Raw genomic sequence first — 23,978 nt, 5'->3', positions numbered from 1 at the left:
TCCCACGTAAACATAGGGATAATTTATTCTAAATTTAAAATTTTATGGTAATTTTGATTCTCAGCATTGTGGCTGACATTCATAAAGGAGTTATATGATGAAGAATATAAAACTTAAAAAATCTAAGTTAAAAACACTATCACTTAAAGACAAAGGTTTAGCACAAGCTAACACACCTGCTGTAGGAGGCGGCGCTTCAGCCACCATGTGCATTACGCTATCGGTCGATGACTGCTGTACCATTCCACCAACGAAACCGACAAGAGACTTTTGTTAAGTCGATAAAAAAGAAGTGACGTAAATTGTCACTTCTACTAATTGGCAAATAAACTTAAAGCCTGAGCGATCTTATTTACACTGATTTAAATTCAATTTTTTGCGGATATTCTCTAGCTTACTTTGCGTAAAATCAAATGCTTGTTTTGCGATTTGATAGGCATCCGGGTATTGATTAGGCTGATCAACTTCAGGTATCCAAAACTTTCGTCTAGTCAATCGAAGTCCTTGATCAAATGCACCTACAGCATTAAAAATCTCTACTGCAATGGGACCATTAAATCGCGATAAAATAGGAGTAAACATCTCTTCCCATGGCAACCAGCAAGTTACCAAATCACCTCTATCTGGTGGAGACGCTTGCGCATAGTGCAGGCGACCTTGATCGGCAATATAGTTAATTTGCTGTGCAAACACCTCTGGGCCATCTCCATCTAAAGTCTCTTGGGCGCTATCAAGCACCACACCTACTGTCGGATCATCAATTCCATCTAAGAAAGAGATCAATTGGGCCAATTTATTAGGCCCGGGCGTCTCCCAATGACTTATCGGTTCAATTGCCAACTTTACCCCTTTTGAAGATGCATATTGGCCTAATTCAGTAAAGCTCTGTTGTGCCGTTTTATAACGCACAGCCAATTCATCTTGCAGGTCATCACTCCATACTGCTTCACCATTAGGCGCTTTAAAAACAAATCCACCATAGGGGATAACCATGGGTCCCATCATGATTTCACCACCGAGTGCGGCTGTTATGTCGACACGAGATTTCAGGTATTCAATTCCGGCACGACGTACTGCTGGATCCGCAGAACTCGGATCGCACTGTGTCGTTGCCCCCACATTTGTTGCAACTTTAATATGAGCGAACCCCTCTTCGTCCATGCGTTTTCTAAACGCTTTATAGGCATTGAGTTCCGCTTCATAAGTCGAGAATGCATAAGCAGTCGTATCTTCACGGCCAGGGTGAAACTCAAACCCCGTGTAACCCATTTCAACCAACCTACGAATGTGTGTCATGGCTTGATCTAAAAATGCATCATCTTCTATTGAGAAGTTTGAACCAAACATAAAGAAGCTGAAGTACATATCTGTGTTGTGCTGCATTTGCTCACCCCTTTGTTCAAAGACCCGTCACTTCCTCGAGGTATTTACGTGCCATTTGTGCATACAGCAGCGGAGTTGCAACAGCAGGGTTCTGCTCTGCCTCAACAATGAGCCAACCTTCAAACTGTTTATCAGCAAGCGCTTGCAGGATTTCTTTAAAATCCAAACAACCTGCAGGATCCCCTGGTACTGTGAATACACCTTTTAAAATCGCTTCTTTAAATGACAAGTCGTTCGCTAAGCTGTAATCCATTACCTCTTTGCGAATATTTTTCAAATGGACATGCCTGATCCGATCACCATAAAGCCTAATAAACTCTAAATTGTCGCCACCTGCAAAAAACAAGTGACCTGTATCCAAACAAAAATGAACACAGTCAGGGTCTGTGAGCTCAGCAAAGCGCGCTATTTCATCCATTGTCATTACGCCTGTTCCCATGTGGTGGTGATAACACATTTTGACACCATGACAATTGGCTTTATGGCCTAACTCATTTAGGCCGTCGGCCAACTTACGCCAATGCTCATCACTGAATTTGGGCGCATTAGGGACCAAAGCAATAGGCTGCTGATGAGATGAGCCGCCAAGTTCAGCCAATACCAAATCACCACTTTGCATTTCTTTTAAAAACTGAATTTCTTGCTCAAAACTCTTAAACGTCTGCTCTTTCATATCATTTATAGTGAAGTAAGTGCTTACCCACGGCTCTGATATTACCAATCCGCGCATATCTAGCGCACGCTTTAAGGTAGCAGTATCGCTTGGATACTTATGCCCTCGACTACATCCTTCAAACCCCGCCAGCGCCATCTCACTGACGATTTGCTCAAATGGGATGCCGATATCGATATCTAAAAAATCGTCATTGACCCACCCAGTTGGAGTAATACCAAACTTTACCGCACCCTTTGGAAACATTGTTTGTCTGCTCATTTTACACATCCTGTTGATGACATAAACGAAGTAAGCACTTACATTTATGCAGATTTAAACTAGTGCTGCCTTACAAACTGCCAGCTATTGTCGAAGTTGATCCTGGGCGCGTCACTCCACGAACCATACCCTGGCCCCTTGGCACCTGATGGATTAGCATCTATGGCCTGCCACAATAACCCTTCTGTGTACGCTGCCGAACTAACGAAAAAAGTAACGTCATGCTCACTTTTACCAAAGCTTTCACGCCAAACATGAGGCAACTGATACCAAGTTCCCGTATACCAAAGTTTAATGATGTTGCGCGCAATCGGACCCAACTTCACATCACCCAAAATTTGCTTTCTAATGCTCGTGTTAAACATCTGTTCGTCACACGCACTCTTATAAACAACTTCAAATACATTTAGTAATTGTTCAACGATATCCTTGCCGACAATATCGTTGAGTGTTTGGAAGTAATTTTGCACTTGACCCGTACCATGCAACGCAAATGTATTGAAGTCTGTCAGCGCGCCCGATAATTCCGTAAATTGATTAACTTGGTGCTGTTGATTATTCATTGCACGGCTTCCTTACGCTCATGATTTCCCTGAGTTACTGTTTGCGATCTGCTGGTACTGCCTACCCTGCCCTCTTCAATTTCAAAAGTGGGGCCGGCGTGCAATTGCGGATTAGTTGGTATCGGGTTGCGGATCAATTGACTGGCATACTCTTTTAATTTAAACATGCCACATACTGCGCCGAGCAATAGGTTTTGCTGACCGCTAAACGCTGCATTAATAGTCACCAAAAACTTTCTATAATTTTGATTGAAGTCTTGTGCTGCCTTTAATAATGCTGAATTGTCAGGTAAATCAGCTAGCTTAGGATTCGACTTTATTGGATAGACCTTGTCATAGTCCACATCAAACTTAGGCCCTGTCGGCTTGCCCGGTTCATCCCCAAGTTGGTAATAGCGACCGAATTTGAGTTGTTCAAATCGGTAGTAGTGGGAGATCTCTCCTTCAGAGTCAAAAATCTCTTTTGACAGCCCTTCACCTTGCTCGATAACCAGCTCTAGGGCTCTGATAGCTGAAGCTTTATCCGTGACTTCAACGACACTGCCCCCACCTGAGTAATAGTATTTGTTAGATACTTGAAACTTGGGATCTCCAATAAATATGGTTTCTCCGCATTCATTGGCCTGTGCTTCTAAAAACTTTATGCCTTCTATGATGGCATCATAAAAGTCACCAATACTGTAAAAACTATATGTCGAAGACTTCAGTGGCTTAATTGCATCGAGGTTAAATTTGCTGTGGTCCGCTCTGGTAACACACCCTTTAGGTCCCCCACTTTGCGTGTTTTGCTGAAGCATCCCCGGCCGCTCAATTTTCAAAAACGTCTCTAGCGTGTCAGCTGAGAAACAGCTAATCGAAACTTGGAAGTCGCGTTCGCCATCAGGCAAATAGGTTGGAAACGCCGGAACAAACCCGTCGCTGAGTAAATTGGGATGCCGTCCAAGTGCATTTAGCACATTAGCGGACAGCGTCATGTGCAGCATTTCTTCAACAAGCACTGCGCGAATGGTCGCAGCTGCTTCTATGTTTGTCTCTGGGTAAATACTGTAAAGCGCGGTCAAATAAGGTGGTATTGTCGCATGCTCTAATTGAATAGCAGCATCAAGCATTTGGTATAAATCTTCGATTGTGTTTACTATGCGCTCGCTCATTGACTGGCTCCTTTCACAGTTTTAAACGTCGTATCAGACACCACATCCACTTGATAACTGCCTAGTTCCGCAACTATATATTCCATCGTTTTGAAGCACAGCGCTGCGAGCGTTAGTGTGGTATTTGACGTGCCAATGCTGGGCATACTGCCAGAACCGATAAGATATAAATTACTGTGATCCCAAGATTGCTGGTGCTCATTCACAACTGAATTTGCCGAGCTTGTCCCCATAACATGTGTACCTGAAAAATGATTGCCGCCTCGGAAGTAATAGCTCTCTCCTTGATATTGAAAGGAACCATAGTCAAGTAATGAATAACTAGAAAAATCCTGTGCACCTAAGCGCTGAAAGAATACTTTTGAAGTTTCACGTGCATATGCAATGCCTGCCTTTGAATAATCAGACAAATTGTAGTTAACGATGGGCCGCATATTACCGAGCGCATCTTTGTATTCTGGATCGACTGTGATCCGATTACTTTCATCTGCTGCTTGCTCAACCATATAGGCAAACAATAACTGATTGGATATTCTGTCAACGGTACTTTGACGAAGCTCCTTGCCAAATTTATTTTGCGTATCGACCAAGGTTTCGATGTCAGAGAAAGGTGAACCTGTTGCCCAGCCCCAGCCGTCATTGTGAATGTCGACACCAAATGGGGCTTGTTTAGCGCGGCTTTCACCATATCTGAAATCTGCGATACCTGAAGTACACTTCGTACCTCGCATAGTACCGGCGGCTTCTGGCAGCAACCCCCAAGCAAGTAGATAGGTATGGTCCATTAAATTTTTCCCCATCAATCCACTTGAACTGGGCAGGCCTGAAGCCAACATCAGTCGTGCATTTTCCACCGCATTGGTCGCTAAGATAAAAGTTTTTGCACAAACCTGACCAAGCGTGTGCTCAGGTGAACTTGTTTTTGTATAATGTTTAAACTCAATGTGGCTTATTTTGTTGTCATGCTTTCTTACGACCACCTTACTGGCGACTGCTTGGGGCAAAAAATCCATTTTGCCTGTTTTTGCCGCATCAAATAATGTTTTACGTGCATCATACTTAGCTTGAACCGGGCAAATAGGAACACAATTGTTATTCCCTTGGCAACGACCTCCTTGTTCAACTTGCACCGCGCCAACTGCGCCGACAGGCGTAAACCCTGAACCACTTTGATAGCGCTCATTTGGAATGCCATTTCGACCTTGTGGAAAGGGTCTAACTTTTACCGTGTGAGTCTCCCCAAACAGCTCAAACTCTGCACCATCAATGCCCTTTGCTACCACCTGATCTAGGTAAGATGGCGGTAACCCGTACATCGGATATACGTAGCCTTTTTCATACTTAATACCGTAAAACCCCTGCTCTTCCACGTTGGCCGACACACCTATTTCACGCTCAGCCATACGGTAATAGGGCATTAAATCGTCATACTTAATTGGCCAATCTAGTCCTACGCCATACTTGGTTTTAATAGCGAAATCATCTGGTAACATGCGCAGGATCTTGGCCTCCCAGTGCATCGTTGTGCCGCCAGTAACCCGCGTATATGTGCTGTCGAGCGCTAATGGTCCGCTTTGCACCATATAGCCCTTTGAATTAGTCTGCCCCAAATAGAGCTTGCTGACATCTGTCGATCTAGGCATCGGTGCATTCGGGTTTGCCGGGTACGGCGCATTATTATCTTTTGAGGCATTGGCATAATAATTTGAGAGATACTGCTTAAAGCCGTCATAACTTAGGCTTTTTGCCGGTGCAGCTTCAAGCACTAAAACTTGAAAGCCTTTGGCGGTAAGTTCTTTGGCGGCAATTGCACCGCTTATCCCTGAGCCGATGATCACTGCATCATATTTACCATGGTTTGAGTTTTGAACTGCCTGCTCAGGTGTTATTTGCTCTATTGTTGAATTTGCTTCACTCATTCAAGCGTCCCCGTCCTATTCCATTAACAACAGCATTAACATTTAAGCTAAAATTCAGTGTAGCAGATAAAAAATAAATGCAATTAAAAAATAAAAAACATCAAGCTGATCATGTCTAAATTGCAGAAACAGGTCTCTAAAATAAGTAAATATGTAGATAAAAACACCATTTAAGTGCAAAAGCTCAAAATCAAACTTAGGTATCCAAAGCCCTTTTTGAAACATTCGTGTTTTTCTTATTAAATTAATAACTTGTTAAAAAAATCAAAATATTTAAGCGACCGGCAATTTTTTGTGTATATACTTTCTGATGCACTCAGTGCGACTACAACGGATTGCTAATGTGAGACAGTTAGTGAATGAACTAGGTTGTATGTTTGAATTCTCACACCGACATTCCGAGACAGTAAACTGACTTATTCTTGGAACACTTATGACAACTCAAACGAATACGTTGCTCAAAACAGAGCAAGAATACCTCACATCTATTGATGCTCAGCCCCTTGATAAGTGGTCGAAAACAGCCCGACAACATGTTTTGGAGAGAATGATCTCGAATATTTCACCTGACGATGGAGAGCGCGGTGCTGTTTTGGCCTCCCCTTCGCGTACTAATCCTAACTATTACTACCATTGGGTTAGAGATGCTGCCCGTACCATGAGCGAAATTGCAAAACTAAATGGGTTGGACCATAGAAACTTTAAAGACAAATACTATGACATGATGATTGATTATGTTGAGTTTACAAAGATCAACCAAACCACTCCAACTGTCAGTAATAGCCTCGGCGAGCCCAAGTTTTACGTCACTGGACAAGCGTTTAATGGGCCGTGGGGCAGACCGCAAAATGATGGGCCAGCACAACGTGCACTCACCATTACACGCTGGGCAAACATCCTGCTAAAAAATGGTGAAAAAGACTACGTAACTGGTACCCTGTACGATTCCAAAGAACCCTCATTTAGCATTATCAAAGCAGATTTAGACTTTGTTGCTAATCACTGGCAAGACCCTTGTTTCGACTTATGGGAAGAAGTTGACGGAACACACTTCTATACTCGAATGCTACAGCGAACTGCCTTACGAGAAGGCGCCGACCTTGCCAATATACTCAATGACCCAGGCGCTGCCGATTACTACAATCGACAAGCTTCGCTCATTGAAAGCGCAATGGACGATTTTTGGAGCGAAGAAAAAAGTCATTATTTAACAACTTTAAATCGTGTTGGTGGCTTGGACTATAAAGCGTCTAATCTTGATGTCGCAACGACCTTAGGTATTTGCCAAGCACTGTCTGATTCTCACCCTTTTATTAACCCACACGAAGATAAAGTACTGGCAACTGCATACGCACTCCATCAAGCATTTGATCCTCTTTATTCAATAAATGCGCTTGAAACCACCACTTCAGGAGATCCGATTGCACCGGGAATTGGTCGTTACCCTGAGGACAAATATGCAGGCAGTGCACCGCTTGGGCAAGGCAACCCTTGGTTTTTGTGCACCGCCTCGCTAAGCAGTATTTGTTACAAAGCCGCGGCCTTATTCACAGAGCAGAAAAATATTGAAATCAACAAATACAATATCGGCCAGTTAGCACTTGCGGTCAAACTTGTTGATACAGACTGCAAGCTTGAAACAGGCGAATGTTTTAGCAGCCGCACCAAGACCTTCAAGACAATTATTGCCGGCTTAAAAGCATTGGGTGATGCATACCTGAGACGAATACAAATCCATGCTGGCGAAGAGACCTCTTTATCCGAGCAATTCAGTCGCTACGATGGGTTTATGACCAGTGCCGAGCACTTAACTTGGAGTTATGTTTCGGTTGCCATTGCCATTGATTTACGAAATGCCCTGAAGATTTGAACTGACCGACAGCCACCAGTGCTCAACTGGTGGTCGTTTAAACACTTAATCAAGACGTATTTTGCCAAAAAGCATCGCTAAAAATGCTTTTAGGACGTGGTAGAAACTTAAAATGGACGTTGCAATGAATACAACTCAGTCACTCGAAATACTGCACAAGAGCTCGTGTTGTCGCCCTTGTGAAAAAGCTAATTCAGTCAACTCCAATACCACAGCAATCCCCTTTGGCAGATCAATTACCTCAGACAGTTTTAGTCTGAAACATACCACTGCTTCACTATTTCAGCTGGCGCAAAGCACCGGGCAATGGTGTTTTGTCACTTTTATCTTTTACAGCGAGTAAATGCCATGAACATACCGATCACTAACCCCATTAAGATTGTCGTTAAACAATCTGGTCAGGTGAAAATCCATACTTTTATCTCTTCGTACGAAGGCGACAACATCGCCAATGCCACACATATCATAGAGAGCGAAAATGTACTGGTGCTCATTGATGGTCAGTTTTTAAGCCCGTATGCGAAAAAATTCCGCGATTATGCTGATAGCTTAAAAAAGCCTATTGAAAGACTGTATTTATCTCATCGCCATCCAGATCATTGGTTTGGCCTTGGCGACGCTTTTTCGGATGTAGAAATTTACACATTGCCAGAAACCATTGAGTTCCTCAAAGAACACGGAGAGGAGTCTCGAGAGGATCACATGGGGAAATTAGGTGACTTAGCACCTGAGAAGGTTGTGATCCCACAACATGCCGTGTATCCAGGTGTGGAAATTATCGATGGGGTTAAATATGTAATTGAACGGATCATAGATACTGAAATTGATTATGGTATTACCTTAAAGTTACCTGATTTAGGTGTATTCATTGCACAAGATCTAATTTATAGCGGCACACATTTATACCTGACTAAATACCTCGACCACTGGATGGAGCAGTATGAAGATATGCTGCTCTCAGATTACGATTTGTTTTTGCCCGGTCACGGCGCTCCTGCAGACAAAAAAGAAGTCACCGAAAACCTTAAGTACCTCATTGCCGCCAAGCAAGCAATTGCTGATGGGCTTAAAAATGAAGCATTTAAGGAGTTTATGCTGCATAAATTCCCAACACGGCAATGCCCTGCCATTTTCGATATTTACTTACCCAGATTGTTTGACGGTGCTAGTGAATACTAACAAAGCTTGATGTTAACTCATTTTATAGGTGGATCAGCATGGATACACAATACACAGTAGGACAATATTTAACTCAACGGCTTGAAGAGCTTGGACTCGGCCACTTATTCTCTATCGCGGGTGATTACACAATTGAGTGGATCAACAAACATATTGAACCTAGTAGTATCGAATTAGTCGAAGAGGTCAACGAACTAAACGCAGGGTACGCTGCTGACGGCTATGCCAGATTAAAAGGCATCGGTGCCATGTGCTTTACGTATTCAGCGGGTACCTTAAGTGCTGTCAATGCAGTTGCCGCCTCATACGCAGAACGCATACCTGTGGTCGTTATTAATGGAGCACCTAGTATTCAGAAGCGCCTGACCGCGCAGCAAACGGGATTTACATATCACCATATGATAGATGGTGAAACAGATTTAAATATCTACAAAAATATCACGGCCGCCGCGATAAAATTAGATAACCCAGAGTTGGCACCTAGGTTAATTGACTATGCCTTAACTGAATGTATCTCGCAAAAAAGGCCTGCCTATATTGAACTGCTAGAAGACATGGTCGAACAACCTTGTACAGCTCCTGTCGGCAAACTCGCACCACTTACGCCGATCCCACTGCAAGAGAACGTTGACAAAGCCGTTGATAAAATTCAGCAATCACTGGTGGGGGCCAAACGGCCAATTGTATGGCTTGGTGCTGAAGTAGATCGAATGGGGCTTCATGATCAAGCAAATGCATTAATCAGGAAACTGAACCTTCCCTATGTAACCGAACTTATCAGCAAAGCCGTATTTTCAGAAAATGACCCACTTTTTGCTGGTGTTTTCGACGGTCAGGCTTCATCAGCTATCACTCAAGAGCTAGTAGAAGAATCCGACTTTATTTTGGGGCTAGGTGTATGGCTTTCGGATATCAACTCTCTTGGCCAAACCGTCAACTACGACAAAACAGCCTTGGTAGCTTGGGACACTGTCAAGCTAGGTACTTATTTTGAACCCCAAGTACCACTGGCCAATTTTATTGAGGCGCTCAGCCAGCAACCTTTGAGTAACTTACCATCGTGTGCTATTCCCAGCGATGTACCAAATATCTGCGAAAGCCTGAGTGGCTCCATCACATATCAGGGTTTTTACGACTATATCCAAGATAAAGAGTACATAAATGACAATGTGTTGATCGGTAGTGACGCCAGCTTAAACTTTTTTGGTAGCCTGCTTTTAAAAGTTGGCACTCCTAGAGGGTTTGTCGCGCAGCCAACGTATTCGTCTATTGGCTATATTGGGCCTGCTGCAACGGGCATGAGTCTTGCCAAACAAGACCACCAGCGTGTATTTGTTTTCTCAGGGGATGGTGGCTTTCAAATGACACCACAATGTCTCTCAACACAAACAAGGTTTAAGCTCAACCCCATTATATTTGTCATGGATAATGGCGTATATGGCGTTGAACAATGGCTGTACGATGCAGAGATTTTCTCAAGTGATCAGCCATTTTTTGAATCATGTATTTTGCACCAGTGGGACTATTGCAAGCTCGCAGATGTATTTGGATGCAAGGGCTGGACTGTCAACACCTATGAAGAACTCAATAACGCAATTCTAGGTGCGCTTGAGAACTTAGATAGTCCTTCGTTAATTCAAGTCAAAGTGCCGCCTAAATCTTTGCCTGATAACGCAAAGTGGAAGAAAAAATAAGTGTGAATGCCCGGTCATTTTTTAAGTGCAATTAGTATATGAAAAAACCAGCGAAAAGCTGGTTTTTTGTCCTCGGACGGCTGCTTATTTTTTTCTTCGCCTTGTTCGCTGCCCCAGAATCCGTTTCTTGTCTCGTTGTTTCCTCGACTTGCTGGTATTTTTACGGTTGTCTTTAGGCTCTTTTGTCAAATCAGGCTCATAACCCGTTAACCACTGAGGTGTTAATCTGGTATCTAGCAATACTTCGATTTCTTCCAGTAGCCATTGCTCATCAATACTCACTAAAGAGATCGACTGACCGCTATTTCCTGCACGACCAGTACGCCCGATACGGTGAATATAGTCTTCTGCAACATAGGGAAGCTCTGCGTTAATTACGTAGCTTAGTGCTTTGATATCAATACCTCGTGCAGCGACATCAGTTGCCACCAATACCCGTGTTTTTCCTGATTTAAATTGCTCTAACGCACGCTCACGTGCCCCTTGAGATTTATCACCATGAATGGCTAATGTTGCCAACCCGTCTTTGTTTAGCTCGCTGGCATAATCATCTGCTGCTTTTTTAGTGCGGGTAAATACCAACACTTGCTGCCAGTTATTCTTACCAATTAAGTAGGCAATCAACTCACGCTTTCTATCTTCATCAACCGCATAAAATATCTGCTCCACATTATCCGCGGTGCTGTTTTGCTGTTCAACACCAACACGTTCAGGGGTGTTCAACCACATTTTCACCTGAGATAAAATACTGTCATCCATGGTTGCAGAAAACAGCATTGTTTGTCGTTTTTCAGGCATTTTACGCATAATGCGCTTAATTTCACCAATGAACCCCATATCCAGCATGCGGTCCGCTTCATCAAATACTAGATGGGTAATGGCATTCAAAGACAAGGTGCCTTTGATCATATGGTCCAGTAGACGTCCAGGTGTAGCAACAACAATATCAACCCCTTCTTTTAAGGTCTTTTCTTGCGGTCCAATATTTGCGCCGCCATATAAACAAGCGACCTTGAGATGACTAAACTTGGCCAAACGTTTTGTATCTTTTGCAACTTGCTGAGCCAGCTCTCTTGTGGGAGCCAAAACCAATGCACGAACAGCAGAGGTAGCAAAGTCACTCTGCACTAAACTATTTAAAATAGGCAGCATAAATGCAGCTGTTTTCCCTGTTCCTGTCTGTGCAGTTGCAAGTAAGTCTTTACCTTGCAAAATAAGTGGGATACTCAACGCTTGAATTTGTGTTGGTTCAGTGAATTCTAAGTGCGCTAAAGCTTGGTTTAATTCATCTGCAAGATTTAAAGATTGAAAAGACATGATAGCCTATAAGTACTGCCAAAGATGCGCGCAGTATAGCAAAACTGAGCAACCCTTGTGTACACCGCAGAGGCAACCGCTCTCCATATTTGTGCTGCATTTGCATTTTACACTTAGTCATCACTCAGTTAATTGGAGTACCAATGGCGACCCATGAATTCGAATTGAACCCAGTACCAACTGCAGCGCGACGCTCCTCTGTTGCAATGACAATGCTGATGCTTGGCCTCACCTTTTTTTCTGCAAGTATGTGGACTGGCGGTAAACTCGGGGTCGGATTGTCTCCCAGTGACTTTTTTACAGCAGTTTTAATAGGAAACCTTATCTTAGCCTTCTATACTGCATTTTTGGCTTATATCGGGGCTAAAACAGGTCTTTCAACCCATTTACTAGCGCGCTTTTCTTTTGGTATTAAAGGATCATGGTTACCTTCAGCCCTACTTGCTGGAACTCAAGTCGGTTGGTTTGGCGTCGGAGTTGCCATGTTTGCACTCCCGGTCAATAAAATTACAGGAATTGACATGAATTGGTTAATTCTTGGTGCTGGCATACTGATGACAATCACGGCTTACATCGGAATTTCAGCACTTGTGGTACTCTCCGCCATCGCTGTTCCGGCAATCACATTGCTTGGCGGCTTTTCCGTTTGGCTGGCCGTTGACGGCGCTGGAGGTCTATCAGCTTTGGCCTCGCAACCAATTGCAGCACCGCTTAGCCAGACTCAAGCGATCACTTTAGTGGTGGGTTCATTTATCTCGGCAGGCACACTTACAGCAGATTTTATGCGTTTTGGAAAAAGCACCAAAAAAGCGGTGATAATCACGATTGTGGCATTTTTAATTGGCAACAGTTTAATGTTTGTTTTTGGCGGGGCTGGGGCCGCAGCAACAGGCAAATCAGATATTTCCGAGGTGCTGATGCTACAAGGCCTGATCCTCCCTGCCATCATTGTATTGGGCTTAAACATTTGGACTACTAATGACAATGCGCTGTATGCATCTGGGCTTGGGTTTGCAAATATTACGGGACTTCCGAGTCAATACCTCAGTGTGTTCAATGGCATCATAGGGACAATTTGTGCACTTTGGTTATACAATCATTTTGTCGACTGGTTGGTATTTTTGTCCGCCGCAATCCCTCCCATCGGTGGCGTCATCATCACTCACTATTTTACCCACAAAACACAATATAAGGACGTTGACATTGCAAAAAACAAAAATGTTAATTGGTTGGCTATTACCAGTGTTCTCATCGGGGTAGCGGCAGGCCATAGTTTGCCAGGGATCGTGCCAATCAATGCTGTCATTGCCAGTGCGTTAAGCTTTTATCTCGCAACATGGTGCTATACAAATCAATTGGCGCGGACAAAATAATTACCGCTGGAGAGCATCGGAAAGTCATCTGAGATAGCATATATTTCAACACGATACTCTCCACTTTGCCACTGGTTTCGAGACATGTTGATATAGTGCAAACGATCCGAAGACTTTATTGATATATTCTTAAACGCAAGCATTTGATTTGTGTCTTTATTAAACCATTTAACCAACACTTTGTGGCCATGATCTGCGCCAGTTTCAAAGGTAGCAGTAACCTTTTTCACCTCAGCGTCAAATTCATTTTGATTGGCATACCCTGCAAGTCCCTCCTCTCCATTACTGAAGTAAACACGTGAAGGTCCATGGTTAAGCATTTCTACATCATCATCATGATTTTCACCCAGCGCTATCTTACTGAGTCGCTCTGCCGCTTGTTTTATGTCAGATATCCGTTCGATACTGTCTTGGTCTAAAATCCCTTGCTGCAAAGCAAACTGAACAATTTCTTCGTCGCTTGCAAACTTCAAAGCAAAACTAGATGCTGTCGATAACACATCAGGTACAGTCTTTGTCTTGTGTTGTACTGGTGGTAACTTTTTTGGATCCGTACAGCTTGGCGTTAGCGTATCCTGCACAGGTTTTGAAGCTGTTTCAGCTATCGCAATTGCTTGCGTTTGAGGGGCTGACTTAAACCACAGCCCACTCAGGAGAACTCCCGCAAACAAGCCCAGTGAAAAAACGATCAAGCTTTTTATGTTCACGGGTAGCTACTAGCTGTTAAATGCATTTTTCAGCCACGTGTCTCGTTCAGAGATACAGCTTGCTGAAGAGTCGAAGCTTTTTAGGTAGTTAATTCTGTTATCACCACACTGAGTATCAAACTTTTTAACCGGACCAAAACATGATGCAAGGGCTTTTTTACCATCTTCAATGTAACCTACACACAGGTTGTATTGGTCAGGTTGATTGTCTGGCAACTGGATCCCACCGCCAGAATTACCCGTAGAGTTGCTGCCACAATTCATTTGATCAACAACTGTCAGCGCGTAATTTGCTGCTTTTTTGTATACGTCATATGTATCTTTGTAAGTGGTTGTACGGCCAGTTTCAGGATCCGTACCTGTTTCACCACTTCGGCAGGCATTCATTGCTGCGGTAAAATACACATCCGCATTAGCGATTTGAGATGACGCTTGAACCCCACAAGCATTTGCAGCTTTTCGATCAGCATCAGAGATCAACTCGGTTAAATTACAGCTGTTCCCACTGCTACTTAAATCAACCGTCGTCTCATCTTCTCCGGTCCCTTCAGTACATGCAGAAAGCAGCCCTACACATGAAAGCACAGCTAATAGTGTCTTTTTCGAGGTTCTAATCATGTTTTCACTTCATCCCAATAGTATAAAAGCGCCGCATTCTATTGCCAAAAGAACAACAAAACAAGAGGTGAAAATCGATGAGAAACGCCACAAATTAACATGAAATAAAACAACATTATGAAATGTAAGCACTTTAAAAACTAAAAAAGGAACATGATTTAACTGCGGTATAAAGCCACTGTCTTTATAGAAATATCAAGCCGTTTAAAAAATAGACTGAAGATATTTAAACAACTAATTAGATATACTATGACAAATAAATAAAGCTTTTAGATTATTTTTTAGATCACAACCGATTATTCCAAAATTAACAATTCAAATGAATGGTTTCGTATGTTGTTTACACATAAAGAAAAAAACGGAAAGTGCGACAATTTGTCACATCTCAATGGCGCTTAAGTTCTTTATACTCGCCGCAGTTTTTTTCGTGAGTTGTCTTAATGTTTTTGTATTCTAAAATTTCTCTTACGCTTTTGGGCCTAGGCCTTTCACATTGTGTTTTTGCACAACAAACCACACAAATTGAACGTTTTTCTGTCACCGGCTCAAAGATTCAAAATATTGATTTGGAATCCGCAAGCCCTATAACCACTCTCTCATCTGAAGATCTTGCCGCCACTGGTGTATCTAATATAGAAGAAGTACTACAAAGTCTAAGTGCCTCAGCAGGTCCCGCTGGAAACGCCACCAACGCCTACTGGACCAGTAATGGCTATGCTACTGCACAAGTAAATTTACGCGGTTTAGGGATAAAACGCACCCTAGTTTTACTCAATGGCAATCGTGTTGTTGCTGGCGGTACAGGCGCTAATGACAGTCCAGATTTAAATATGATCCCAATGGGCTTGATTGAGCGCATCGACATCCTCAAAGGCGGTGCTTCCGCCATCTATGGCGCAGATGCTGTTGCAGGTGTTGTTAACATAATTACCAAGTCAAACTTCGAGGGTACGAAACTCATTGTCAAAGCCGGTCAAAGCAGTAAAAAAGATGCCGAAAATGCTGAGCTCAACCTTTCTTTCGGCAGACGCTTTGAAAAAAGCCACGTTACAGTCAATATCAATTATGTAGACAATGGTAACGCCCTTCAATCAACCCGTAACCACTGCCCCCTAACAGAAGAAAATGGCGAGCTAGTTTGTACTTTATCAGGCACAACCGTAGGCGGTCGGGCCTTATTGGCCGATGGCCAAGAAGTGCAGTTTAATCAAACTGGTGGACAAAATGGCGACCACTTTGAGCACTATGACAATCGTAAACATGGCTATAACTGGTTTAGCACACTTAATTCATACAGCCCGATGGAACGCCTTAATCTGGCAACATTTATCTCTGCTGAGCTTTCAGAGTCGGTCCAATTCGATACGTCGATACTTTATGCCAACCGTCAATCGGACCAAGTTGTCACACCGAGAAGCTTCCAGTCTGTGGAAGTATCAAAATATTTTGCCTACAACCCGACTGGGCAAGATCTTACTTTAAAGCGCCGCCGAAATGTTGAAGTGCCAAACCCAGAGTTTTATCAAAAGACCAATACCACCCAATTGACCTTTTCTTTGTCCGGGGAGCTATCAAATAATTGGCTTTGGCAAGCGAGTTACAACTGGGGAAAAAATACAGGCACAGATGGCTGGCGCTATGATTTTGACGATGACCGAGTTGCACAAACCCTCAATGCAGATATTTGCAGTACACAAGCAGGCGCCGCGATTCCCTGCGGGGATTACTTTGGCGTCGCAGAGCTCACTCCTGATGTCATAAACTATGTCACATATCAACGCGAAGGGACTGGCGGCAATCAGCTTCAATCTTTCAGTGTTGACTTAAATGGTGATATCGCCGAGCTGCAATCCGGGACAATGGCATTTGCCACAGGCCTTTCCATGCGTAAAGAAAAGGGGTGGCGCAACCCTGATGCCATCGCGATACGCAATAACGAGGAAGATGCCATCGCGGGTAACTCAGAAGTCACAGAAGCATTTGTAGAATTGTCTATCCCAGTGTTAGGTGAGCTGCCTTATGCTCAATCAGTAAAGACGGACATTGCGCTGCGCTACTCTGACTACCAAGATTTTGATGCTGAAACCACGTATAAACTCGGTTTAACTTGGCGTGTCAACGACCAGTGGCTGTTAAGAGGCGTGCGCTCCAGTGCCTTTAGAACCCCCACTATCACCGAACAGTTTGGCGGTACAAATATAGAGAACCTCATCACGGTAGACCCCTGCGATGGTGCTACAGGTTCACTATTACATAACTGCATAGCGGCGGGCGTACCCAACGGGTTTGTACAAGATGGTTCAACCGTTCGCACCGGCGTTGGTGGTAACCCGGATGTTGATGCAGAAACTGCAAATACTTTTACACTGGGTGTTGTTTATCAAAATACGTTGTTTTCAGTCTCGTTGGATTATTTTGACATTAATGTAGACAATGCTATCAATGCTGTATCCGGATCTAACATGCTGCGTCTGTGCTACAGCGATCCTGTTGCCTATCAAGCTTACTGTGACAATGTAACCCGCGACTCTACAACATACCAAGTTGTTAAACTTGAAAAGCGCCCAATGAATGCAGCCAGTGAAGAGGTTTCTGGCATAGATTTAAATATCAACTTAACCTCAACATATCAGGATGTTTCGTATCGGATCAATTGGGATACAACCCGCCTATTGAAGCACAACAATACTGCTTTTGAAGGCGCGGAAACTGAAGTGCTACTAGGGAAAATAACGTCTGATAGAGGAATTTTTGCAAAATGGAAATCTCACCTTGCTGCAACTGTAAACCTTGGACAGTGGCAAGGCATTTACAGCATCCAATACATAGGCAACGCTGAAGATGAAAATGGCGGCGGTCCAATTGGCAGCCAAGTCCCTAGCGTGACATATCACGATATGCAAGTTGGTTATAGCGCTTCGGACTCGTTGACTCTGGCATTTGGTATCGACAACCTATTTGACAAGCGACCCCCCTTCTTAACGTCTTGGAATGATGCCAATACTGACGTATTTACGTACGACACTGTCGGTAGGCGTGGCTACGTAAAAGTCTCTTATCAATTCTAACCCCTTATGGTGACAAGTGTTCACTTGTCACCAATACCTCCTCGCTTTTATCACATCGTACCTGTCTAATTTGGATGTGACGACATGTCTATTCACTTGTTAAGATAAGTGCGTTTCACCTCAAACAAGGACTAATAAATGCCACCCGCTTTAATCGAAATAGGTTTACCAGTCGCGCTAATATTCATTATGGCGGGCGTAGGACTAAGCCTTAAGCCTGATGATTTTAAACGTGTTTTATTGCAGCCTAAAAGCTTTTTCATCGGTGCTTTTTGCCAGCTTGCTGTTTTGCCATTATTGGCCATCGCTACCATCGCCATCACGGGCTTAACAGGAGAACTTGCTATTGGTCTGTTTATCTTGTCATTGTGCCCCGGCGGTACTACTTCAAACCTCTATTCATACTTAGCAAAAGGGGATGTCGGACTTTCGGTATCTTTAACCGCTGTGGTTGGCTTTATAACACCCTTCACCTTGCCATTTTTGGCAGCATGGGCGATTAGCCACTATGGTCAAAATGGCAATGTAATTGAGTTCCCAATCTTAAAGGCTTGGTTACAGCTCATAGTCGTGGGTGTACTGCCAGTACTTATTGGTATGAGCATTAATGCAAAATGGCCTGAATTTGCTAAAAAAGCGAGTCCATATATTAGCTGGTTCTCTATCGCAGTACTGCTTCTCGTTATCGTCAGTATCTGCTTTAAACTGGGATCTAAGCTGGTCGATTACTTAATCATGGCTGGCCCCGCAGTGGTACTACTGAACCTGATCTCAATGATCGCAGGGTATGTAATCGCCGCAACTTTACTGCACAATGACACTCAAACTCGCACGATTACGCTCGAAGTTGGACTTCAAAATGGCACACTGGCACTGTTAGTAACGACCAGCCTGTTAGGTAATGAAGTCATGTCAATTGCGCCAAGCATATACGGATTGTTTATGTTTATCAGTGCGGGAGTGTTTACAGCTTGGGTAATCAAAAAACATAAAACAAGCTGACCACCAGATTGGCCCTGAAATCAAAAACAATACTACCAAAGCGCTCTCATGCGCTTTGGTAGGTTCCCAACACCATATCTTCGTTCAACAAAATCCAGTGATAAGAGATCTGCATATGTCACCGGGAGATGTGTCTGCCAAGTTTTGGGCCTAGCACTGCTGATTTGTAAAACTACTTTGAGCATGTCCGTTTCTCAGTTCAAAAATAGTAGTTTGAGACTGTTTTATCAGCATTCAATCAAGGACTTTTACGTTTCTACTTTTAGTTTTCGTTTTGCAAATTCGAACCAACTTTTCGTTAAACCTTAAAGAAGAAAAAAAATAAAGCACTGATATATAGATACTTATATAAAAGTGAATTATGGCACAGGTTTCGCACTCTTGTGTATAAATCATGAGATCAAAAGTGCAACCACAGAGAAACAACCTAAACGTAAGCCACGCAACAAGCGAACACATGATGCGATTTGTATAAACTTTTTTGTATCTGTTACCTGTGTGGTCTGAACGTCATCTGTTCTTCTACTTGTTGTTACTCTAGGCACAATGTGGGGTCAACCATAATGAAACTAGATAAAAGAGAGCTGTCGCTGCAGACAATGTATTTGAAACACGGGTTATTAGCGTTTCAAACTATGTATTCACAAAAAACAATTGACCGCTGGAATCACCTTTTAGACCCCATTTTTCAAAGCCGTAAATCTGAAGAACCTAGCTACGTGCAATCGAATGAGCTATTGGATCTTGGTATTCTCAATGAAGTAATATCTACAAAGTTGCTTAGTGCCATCACAGTACTGGACCCTTGCCCCGTGCTATTTCAATGTCATTGTATGGAAATAGATTGGGATCATATTGTCAGCAACAATTATTATAGTGATTTTGATGGTTGGCACAGGGGTGAACGCGATCCCAATATTAAGTCAGTTTATGGCTGTAGGCCATTCTCGATATACATTTACTTGACTGATGTAAAGCACACTAATGATGGCGCTTTTGAAGTCATCCCTGGATATGAAACTGGGCCACTCGAAAGTAATCTAAGTTGCTGCAACTTAACTGGCCGCAAAGGTACTTGCTTCTTATGGAACCGAGATTTATACCACCGTCTAAATGAGCACAACTCATCAGTAAAACAACGAATATTAAAATTATCCTTGCAGACCAATGGCTGGGCGAATTCGAGAGTACAGCTTGATGAATTTAAACGCGCACGAACTATCTTAAATGGTATTAGCCCAGCTTTGTCATACCTTTTTGGTAGTCATTTTAATAACAATCTCTCAATCAAAACAATTCCCTTCACTCGCAAAGGAGATCTTCCTCAGCTAAAGCCACTTGATTATTCGGCAAAAACAGAGATCCCATCTAAAGCTTCAATCATGTTGCGTAAGTTTAAAAACAAAGTTGATCAGGCGCTGGGGTTTTAATTTTTACGGGTGCCAATAATGAAAAGAGCGGCCACAACATCAAACAATTCTGCTTATTATGTTGAAGGCCTACAATCTCAAAGAGTAGTTCACAATAAGGTTTTGTGTGGGATTAACGACTATTATTGATATGTGATGACTGGGTGTACCAAACCCATTTAAAAGTATTAACAGACACGGCATTTTCACCTGACTTTATTGCTATGGAGGCGCGATGACACTACATAAATCCAAGCAACGGCATACGCATGTCAAACAGTTGCTTAGTAAAATGGACCCTGAAGCTGCGGCGAGCTTTACGTACAAACAGCGAAAAGCACTGGACAAAGTCATCAATACTCGCGGATGGAATAATCATAAAATTGATTTTAGACCGACACTTGCACTGCCATTTTTGCCTTGGAGCTTCTATTTTGTTTTGCTTGGAGGGGTGAATAAACGCAGCTTGAGCTCCACAGAGCGCTTCACCGCTGCACTGATATTTTTGACTCTTTTGACCCTTGTTGGATTGATAACACTGGGGCTTGTTATGGCGATCCTTTATTTGTTTAAGTCTTGGCTCGGTATTGACCTTTTTCCAAATGAGTCATTAGGTATTTGGGACCAATTCAAAGCGCTGTTTAAATAGATTGAGAGAAAAACAACTTTGTATTTCAGTATATTGTCTAAATCCCCCTTTTCCAATGGCCAAAAAGTCACTTTTCATGGTGGGTATTCTTGCTTAACACTTTCTGATCTGTGCAAGACTTGCCAAAATTATAAGCATGACAACGCAGCCCTGCTCTGTCGATAGAACGCTAAAAAGGCGCAATTACCGCGCCCTTGCCTACTAACCCCTAACTCAATTGAGTAGCAATGCTGGCAACGTGTTTGCCTTGAAATTGCGCTAGAGCTATTTCTTTTTCTGAAGGCGCTCTACTGCCATCGGCACCAGCAATACAGGCAGCTCCCAATGGCGAGCCACCTTTGACTTCTGAAATATCCGTTAGCTCTGGTGCCGCATACGGCAGACCAACCACCACCATACCGTGGTGAAATAACGTAGTATGAAATGATTGAATTGTGGTTTCATTACCCCCGCCAGTGCCTGTCGATGTAAATACACTGCCCACTTTACCAATAAGTTTTCCACCAGCCCAAAGCCCGCCTGTTTGATCTAAAAAGTTGCGCATTTGTGACGCCATATTGCCAAATCGCGTCGGAGTCCCAAAAATAATGGCATCATACTGCTCAAGTTCAGCAGGCGTTGCGAGCTGCGCACCTTGGTCCAATTTAACACCCGCGCTTTTTGCCACCTCATCAGGCATTAATTCAGGTACTCTCTTGACCGAGACTTCAACTCCATCAACCGACTGCGCCCCTTGTGCAACAGCATTTGCCATCGTTTCAACATGACCATAGCTTGAATAATAAAGTACTAAAACCTTCGTCATTTTTCTTTCTCCTCTTGAGTCAATCTCGCGACTGACAAAAATATTTTTTAACCAATCAAACACGATTTTTATTCCCTCGTCATAGGTGTGTAATCAACACCCATTCAAACTCGACAGAGATAGATTAAGCCAAGAGCAAATTGCCTGCTTCGCAAAAAAAAGCACACATCATTCCAAAAAAAAGAATATAAAAATGCTATTTAAGTCATATTCGAACTATAAAAACGAAATTTAATTGGGCGACATTAGGCGTTGATAAGTACACACAATAAGTGCATCGGCCACTAGACCCACTCATGTGAATTTAAATCCGCCAAAAAAGCATAGAGGAAAACGGTAAGTGGTATACGCAGAGGTGCCATCTACAAACGGCAGTGCATTCTGTATGATCACAAAGGAGAGTGATAGAACTTCCACCACTCTATAAAAACTAAAAATTAATCTCGCTCAAAAACCAGTGGCATGGCGTTGTTTGGCACGTCAACTACAGCACCATCTTGATATACACATTGGCCATTTACAAAGGTATAGCGGATCTGATGAGAGAACTGATGACCAACAAATGGTGACCACTGACAATGATACAAGGTGTTATCGTGGCGCACAGCTTCACCTGGTTTTGCACTCACAACTGCCAAGTCAGCAAAATATCCCTCTCGAACGAAACCACGCTGCTGAACTTTATAACGCTTGGCTGGGTTGTGAGCCGTCTTTTCGACCACTTGTGCCAAACTCATGGTGCCGCGCTTAACTTGGTCAAACAAGGTCAATAAAGCGTGCTGAACCAAAGGTAAGCCAGCCGGCGCTTGTGCAAAAGCTTGCTGCTTTTCTTCCCATGTGTGTGGCGCGTGGTCGGTCGCAATGATATCCAAACGACCATCATTTATCGCATTGATCAAAGCAAGTCGATCCGATTCAGCTTTGATTGCTGGATTACATTTTATTAAATTTCCTAAACGTTCATAATCGTCTTGGTTGAACCACAGGTGGTGTACACAAGCTTCCGCAGTAATTTGCTTGTTATCAATCGGTCCTGACTCAAATAAATCTAGTTCTTTGGCAGTGGTTAAATGCAGTACATGAAGCTGTGTGCCATATTTTTTTGCAAGGCTCACAGCATAGGAAGAAGACTGATAACAGGCGTTGGCATCACGAATAACCGGATGATCTTGTATTGTTAGATCCTTCCCTCCTAATCTAGCTAGGTTGTCACTGATCACATCACCTTTTTCACAGTGGGTCGCAATTAACACCGGACATTCTCTAAAAATGGCTTCAAGTGCGCTGGGATGTTCAACGAGCAAGTCTCCCGTTGATGCACCCATAAATACTTTTACCCCACATACAAAACTGGGATCACACGCCTTGATCTCATCTAGATTGTCAGGTGTTGCGCCAAGGTAAAAGGAGTAGTTTGCTACAGATGTCTCAGCAGCAATATGATGCTTTTGGATCACTGCCAGCTTGTCTGTCGTCGCAGGACTCACATTGGGCATCTCCATGAAGCTGGTTATACCACCAGCTACCGCGGCGCGTGATTCTGTTCCTATCGTACCTTTCCAATCTAAGCCTGGTTCTCTGAAATGCACCTGATCGTCAATCATGCCGGGAATTAGGAAGTCACCTCTCAAGTCAATAACTTGCTCTATCCCTGTAGGTGTAATATCAACTGCAATTTTGTCAATCCGTTGCCCGACAATTCTTACATCACAGCGCTCAACTTTGCCTTCATTTATTAGCTGAGCATTTTTTAATAGGATATTCGCCATTTCTACTTCACCTTTAAACACGCGTTAAAAAATCTATTTAGACAATACAGCAAGCTAGTCACTAACTAAGCGTTGGCCATTTGCCCTTCCTCCAGCGCCTGACAAGCAGTACAAATACCTTGAAACTCAAACTGGGGTGAGTTCAACTGATAACCATGAGATTGGATTTGCGCAGACAGTTGTGCCATCAAATCAGCAGGCATATGTACTTCTTCTACTTTTTGACACATGGAGCAAATTAAAAACTGGGTATGGGGGTGAGGCTTATGGCAGTCGATATGTGTGCAGCAGATATATTTGTTCACAGTATCTAATTTGTGCACCAAATCTGCCGCAACAAGTAAGTCGAGAATACGATAGATCGACACAGCAGGCAGCGTTAAGCCCAAATTCTGCTTACAATATTGAACTAACTCGTAGGGAGATAGAGCCTTACCAGCCATCTTCAGGCCTTTGAAAATCGCGATTCTTTTCTCTGTTGGTTTGATTCCTGCGTAATTAAAAATTTCCACAAACTCATCAGATTGGTTATTTTTATTATTTTTTTGACTCATATAGACTAATTTCC

Annotated in this window: 20 protein-coding genes; 9 read left to right on the top strand and 11 right to left on the bottom strand. The window is 43.1% G+C overall.

The genetic code is table 11. The features are described from left to right. The first annotated feature begins 94 nt into the window (after positions 1-94). Positions 95-277, top strand: coding sequence for a hypothetical protein (locus tag N483_RS25505; RefSeq protein WP_155250782.1), 183 nt, complete (start codon positions 95-97; stop codon positions 275-277). A 71-nt stretch (positions 278-348) separates the two neighbouring features. On the opposite strand, the gene N483_RS25500 is transcribed toward N483_RS25505, so the two are convergent. The 5 genes from N483_RS25500 to N483_RS25480 are packed head-to-tail and all read right to left on the bottom strand — an operon-like array spanning position 349 to position 5,950. Then, positions 349-1,383, bottom strand: coding sequence for a sugar phosphate isomerase/epimerase family protein (locus tag N483_RS25500; RefSeq protein ID WP_023400369.1), 1,035 nt, complete (start codon positions 1,381-1,383; stop codon positions 349-351). Between the two features lie 16 nt (positions 1,384-1,399). Further along, positions 1,400-2,317, bottom strand: coding sequence for a myo-inosose-2 dehydratase (gene iolE, locus N483_RS25495; RefSeq protein WP_023400368.1), 918 nt, complete (start codon positions 2,315-2,317; stop codon positions 1,400-1,402). A gap of 59 nt (positions 2,318-2,376) precedes the next feature. Beyond that, positions 2,377-2,880: a D-sorbitol dehydrogenase gene (locus tag N483_RS25490; protein ID WP_023400367.1), complete on the bottom strand. Its 504-nt coding sequence runs from the start codon at positions 2,878-2,880 to the stop codon at positions 2,377-2,379. Further along, a complete protein-coding gene (locus N483_RS25485; protein ID WP_023400366.1) occupies positions 2,877-4,031 on the bottom strand; it encodes a ferritin-like domain-containing protein in 1,155 nt (384 codons plus the stop codon). Before N483_RS25485 ends, N483_RS25490 begins: the two co-directional genes overlap by 4 nt. Then, on the bottom strand, positions 4,028-5,950 hold the full coding sequence (locus tag N483_RS25480) for a GMC family oxidoreductase (protein ID WP_023400365.1): 1,923 nt from the start codon (positions 5,948-5,950) through the stop codon (positions 4,028-4,030). Before N483_RS25480 ends, N483_RS25485 begins: the two co-directional genes overlap by 4 nt. Positions 5,951-6,383: 433 nt before the next feature. Between N483_RS25480 and N483_RS25475 the strand changes: the two genes are divergently transcribed. The 3 genes from N483_RS25475 (at position 6,384) to N483_RS25465 (ending at position 10,693) form a co-directional block, all read left to right on the top strand. Next, the gene (locus N483_RS25475) at positions 6,384-7,820 is read left to right on the top strand and encodes a glycoside hydrolase family 15 protein (RefSeq protein ID WP_023400364.1); all 1,437 of its coding nucleotides are present in this window, start codon (positions 6,384-6,386) and stop codon (positions 7,818-7,820) included. A 348-nt stretch (positions 7,821-8,168) separates the two neighbouring features. Continuing rightward, positions 8,169-8,999, top strand: coding sequence for a Zn-dependent hydrolase (locus tag N483_RS25470; RefSeq protein ID WP_023400363.1), 831 nt, complete (start codon positions 8,169-8,171; stop codon positions 8,997-8,999). A 38-nt stretch (positions 9,000-9,037) separates the two neighbouring features. Next, entirely contained in the window at positions 9,038-10,693 is a 1,656-nt protein-coding gene (locus N483_RS25465) for an alpha-keto acid decarboxylase family protein (RefSeq protein WP_023400362.1), read from the top strand. Between the two features lie 84 nt (positions 10,694-10,777). On the opposite strand, the gene N483_RS25460 is transcribed toward N483_RS25465, so the two are convergent. Next, complete coding sequence (locus tag N483_RS25460; protein WP_023400361.1) at positions 10,778-12,010, bottom strand: DEAD/DEAH box helicase; 1,233 nt, start codon at positions 12,008-12,010, stop codon at positions 10,778-10,780. A gap of 143 nt (positions 12,011-12,153) precedes the next feature. Here N483_RS25460 and codB point away from each other — a divergent pair, with 143 nt between their 5' ends. Further along, complete coding sequence (codB, locus tag N483_RS25455) at positions 12,154-13,383, top strand: cytosine permease (RefSeq protein ID WP_023400360.1); 1,230 nt, start codon at positions 12,154-12,156, stop codon at positions 13,381-13,383. On the opposite strand, the gene N483_RS25450 is transcribed toward codB, so the two are convergent. Continuing rightward, complete coding sequence (locus tag N483_RS25450; RefSeq protein WP_023400359.1) at positions 13,362-14,090, bottom strand: hypothetical protein; 729 nt, start codon at positions 14,088-14,090, stop codon at positions 13,362-13,364. The genes codB and N483_RS25450 overlap by 22 nt on opposite strands. 9 nt (positions 14,091-14,099) lie before the next feature. Next, the gene (locus N483_RS25445; RefSeq protein WP_023400358.1) at positions 14,100-14,708 is read right to left on the bottom strand and encodes a hypothetical protein; all 609 of its coding nucleotides are present in this window, start codon (positions 14,706-14,708) and stop codon (positions 14,100-14,102) included. A gap of 440 nt (positions 14,709-15,148) precedes the next feature. Between N483_RS25445 and N483_RS25440 the strand changes: the two genes are divergently transcribed. The 4 genes from N483_RS25440 (at position 15,149) to N483_RS25425 (ending at position 20,836) form a co-directional block, all read left to right on the top strand. Beyond that, positions 15,149-17,776, top strand: a complete 2,628-nt coding sequence (locus tag N483_RS25440; protein WP_023400357.1) for a TonB-dependent receptor domain-containing protein — start codon at positions 15,149-15,151, stop codon at positions 17,774-17,776. Between the two features lie 138 nt (positions 17,777-17,914). After that, positions 17,915-18,778 (top strand): bile acid:sodium symporter family protein, encoded by an 864-nt coding sequence (locus N483_RS25435; protein ID WP_023400356.1) that lies wholly within the window; start codon positions 17,915-17,917, stop codon positions 18,776-18,778. A 563-nt stretch (positions 18,779-19,341) separates the two neighbouring features. Then, entirely contained in the window at positions 19,342-20,208 is an 867-nt protein-coding gene (locus tag N483_RS25430; RefSeq protein ID WP_036976700.1) for a hypothetical protein, read from the top strand. Between the two features lie 214 nt (positions 20,209-20,422). Continuing rightward, a complete protein-coding gene (locus N483_RS25425) occupies positions 20,423-20,836 on the top strand; it encodes a hypothetical protein (RefSeq protein WP_023400353.1) in 414 nt (137 codons plus the stop codon). A gap of 208 nt (positions 20,837-21,044) precedes the next feature. On the opposite strand, the gene wrbA is transcribed toward N483_RS25425, so the two are convergent. The 3 genes from wrbA to N483_RS25410 form a co-directional block, all read right to left on the bottom strand. After that, positions 21,045-21,641, bottom strand: coding sequence for an NAD(P)H:quinone oxidoreductase (wrbA, locus tag N483_RS25420; RefSeq protein WP_023400352.1), 597 nt, complete (start codon positions 21,639-21,641; stop codon positions 21,045-21,047). Positions 21,642-22,078: 437 nt separating this feature from the next. After that, positions 22,079-23,410 carry a dihydroorotase gene (locus tag N483_RS25415; protein WP_023400351.1) on the bottom strand — a complete coding sequence of 444 codons (1,332 nt, stop codon included), beginning with the start codon at positions 23,408-23,410 and terminating at the stop codon, positions 22,079-22,081. A 65-nt stretch (positions 23,411-23,475) separates the two neighbouring features. Then, positions 23,476-23,964 carry a Fur family transcriptional regulator gene (locus N483_RS25410; protein WP_023400350.1) on the bottom strand — a complete coding sequence of 163 codons (489 nt, stop codon included), beginning with the start codon at positions 23,962-23,964 and terminating at the stop codon, positions 23,476-23,478. Positions 23,965-23,978: the final 14 nt, after the last annotated feature.

Source organism: Pseudoalteromonas luteoviolacea NCIMB 1944 (genome assembly GCF_001625565.1).
Classification (GTDB): Bacteria; Pseudomonadota; Gammaproteobacteria; order Enterobacterales; family Alteromonadaceae; genus Pseudoalteromonas; species Pseudoalteromonas luteoviolacea_F.
This window is presented reverse-complemented; position numbering and strand designations above follow the sequence as displayed.

Coding starts and splice junctions, on each gene's coding strand:
- N483_RS25505 (WP_155250782.1), top strand. CDS start 95: ATGATGAAGAATATAAAACTTAAAAAATCTAAGTTAAAAACACTATCA.
- N483_RS25500 (WP_023400369.1), bottom strand. CDS start 1,383: ATGCAGCACAACACAGATATGTACTTCAGCTTCTTTATGTTTGGTTCA.
- iolE (WP_023400368.1), bottom strand. CDS start 2,317: ATGAGCAGACAAACAATGTTTCCAAAGGGTGCGGTAAAGTTTGGTATT.
- N483_RS25490 (WP_023400367.1), bottom strand. CDS start 2,880: ATGAATAATCAACAGCACCAAGTTAATCAATTTACGGAATTATCGGGC.
- N483_RS25485 (WP_023400366.1), bottom strand. CDS start 4,031: ATGAGCGAGCGCATAGTAAACACAATCGAAGATTTATACCAAATGCTT.
- N483_RS25480 (WP_023400365.1), bottom strand. CDS start 5,950: ATGAGTGAAGCAAATTCAACAATAGAGCAAATAACACCTGAGCAGGCA.
- N483_RS25475 (WP_023400364.1), top strand. CDS start 6,384: ATGACAACTCAAACGAATACGTTGCTCAAAACAGAGCAAGAATACCTC.
- N483_RS25470 (WP_023400363.1), top strand. CDS start 8,169: ATGAACATACCGATCACTAACCCCATTAAGATTGTCGTTAAACAATCT.
- N483_RS25465 (WP_023400362.1), top strand. CDS start 9,038: ATGGATACACAATACACAGTAGGACAATATTTAACTCAACGGCTTGAA.
- N483_RS25460 (WP_023400361.1), bottom strand. CDS start 12,010: ATGTCTTTTCAATCTTTAAATCTTGCAGATGAATTAAACCAAGCTTTA.
- codB (WP_023400360.1), top strand. CDS start 12,154: ATGGCGACCCATGAATTCGAATTGAACCCAGTACCAACTGCAGCGCGA.
- N483_RS25445 (WP_023400358.1), bottom strand. CDS start 14,708: ATGATTAGAACCTCGAAAAAGACACTATTAGCTGTGCTTTCATGTGTA.
- N483_RS25440 (WP_023400357.1), top strand. CDS start 15,149: ATGTTTTTGTATTCTAAAATTTCTCTTACGCTTTTGGGCCTAGGCCTT.
- N483_RS25435 (WP_023400356.1), top strand. CDS start 17,915: ATGCCACCCGCTTTAATCGAAATAGGTTTACCAGTCGCGCTAATATTC.
- N483_RS25430 (WP_036976700.1), top strand. CDS start 19,342: ATGAAACTAGATAAAAGAGAGCTGTCGCTGCAGACAATGTATTTGAAA.
- N483_RS25425 (WP_023400353.1), top strand. CDS start 20,423: ATGACACTACATAAATCCAAGCAACGGCATACGCATGTCAAACAGTTG.
- wrbA (WP_023400352.1), bottom strand. CDS start 21,641: ATGACGAAGGTTTTAGTACTTTATTATTCAAGCTATGGTCATGTTGAA.
- N483_RS25415 (WP_023400351.1), bottom strand. CDS start 23,410: ATGGCGAATATCCTATTAAAAAATGCTCAGCTAATAAATGAAGGCAAA.
- N483_RS25410 (WP_023400350.1), bottom strand. CDS start 23,964: ATGAGTCAAAAAAATAATAAAAATAACCAATCTGATGAGTTTGTGGAA.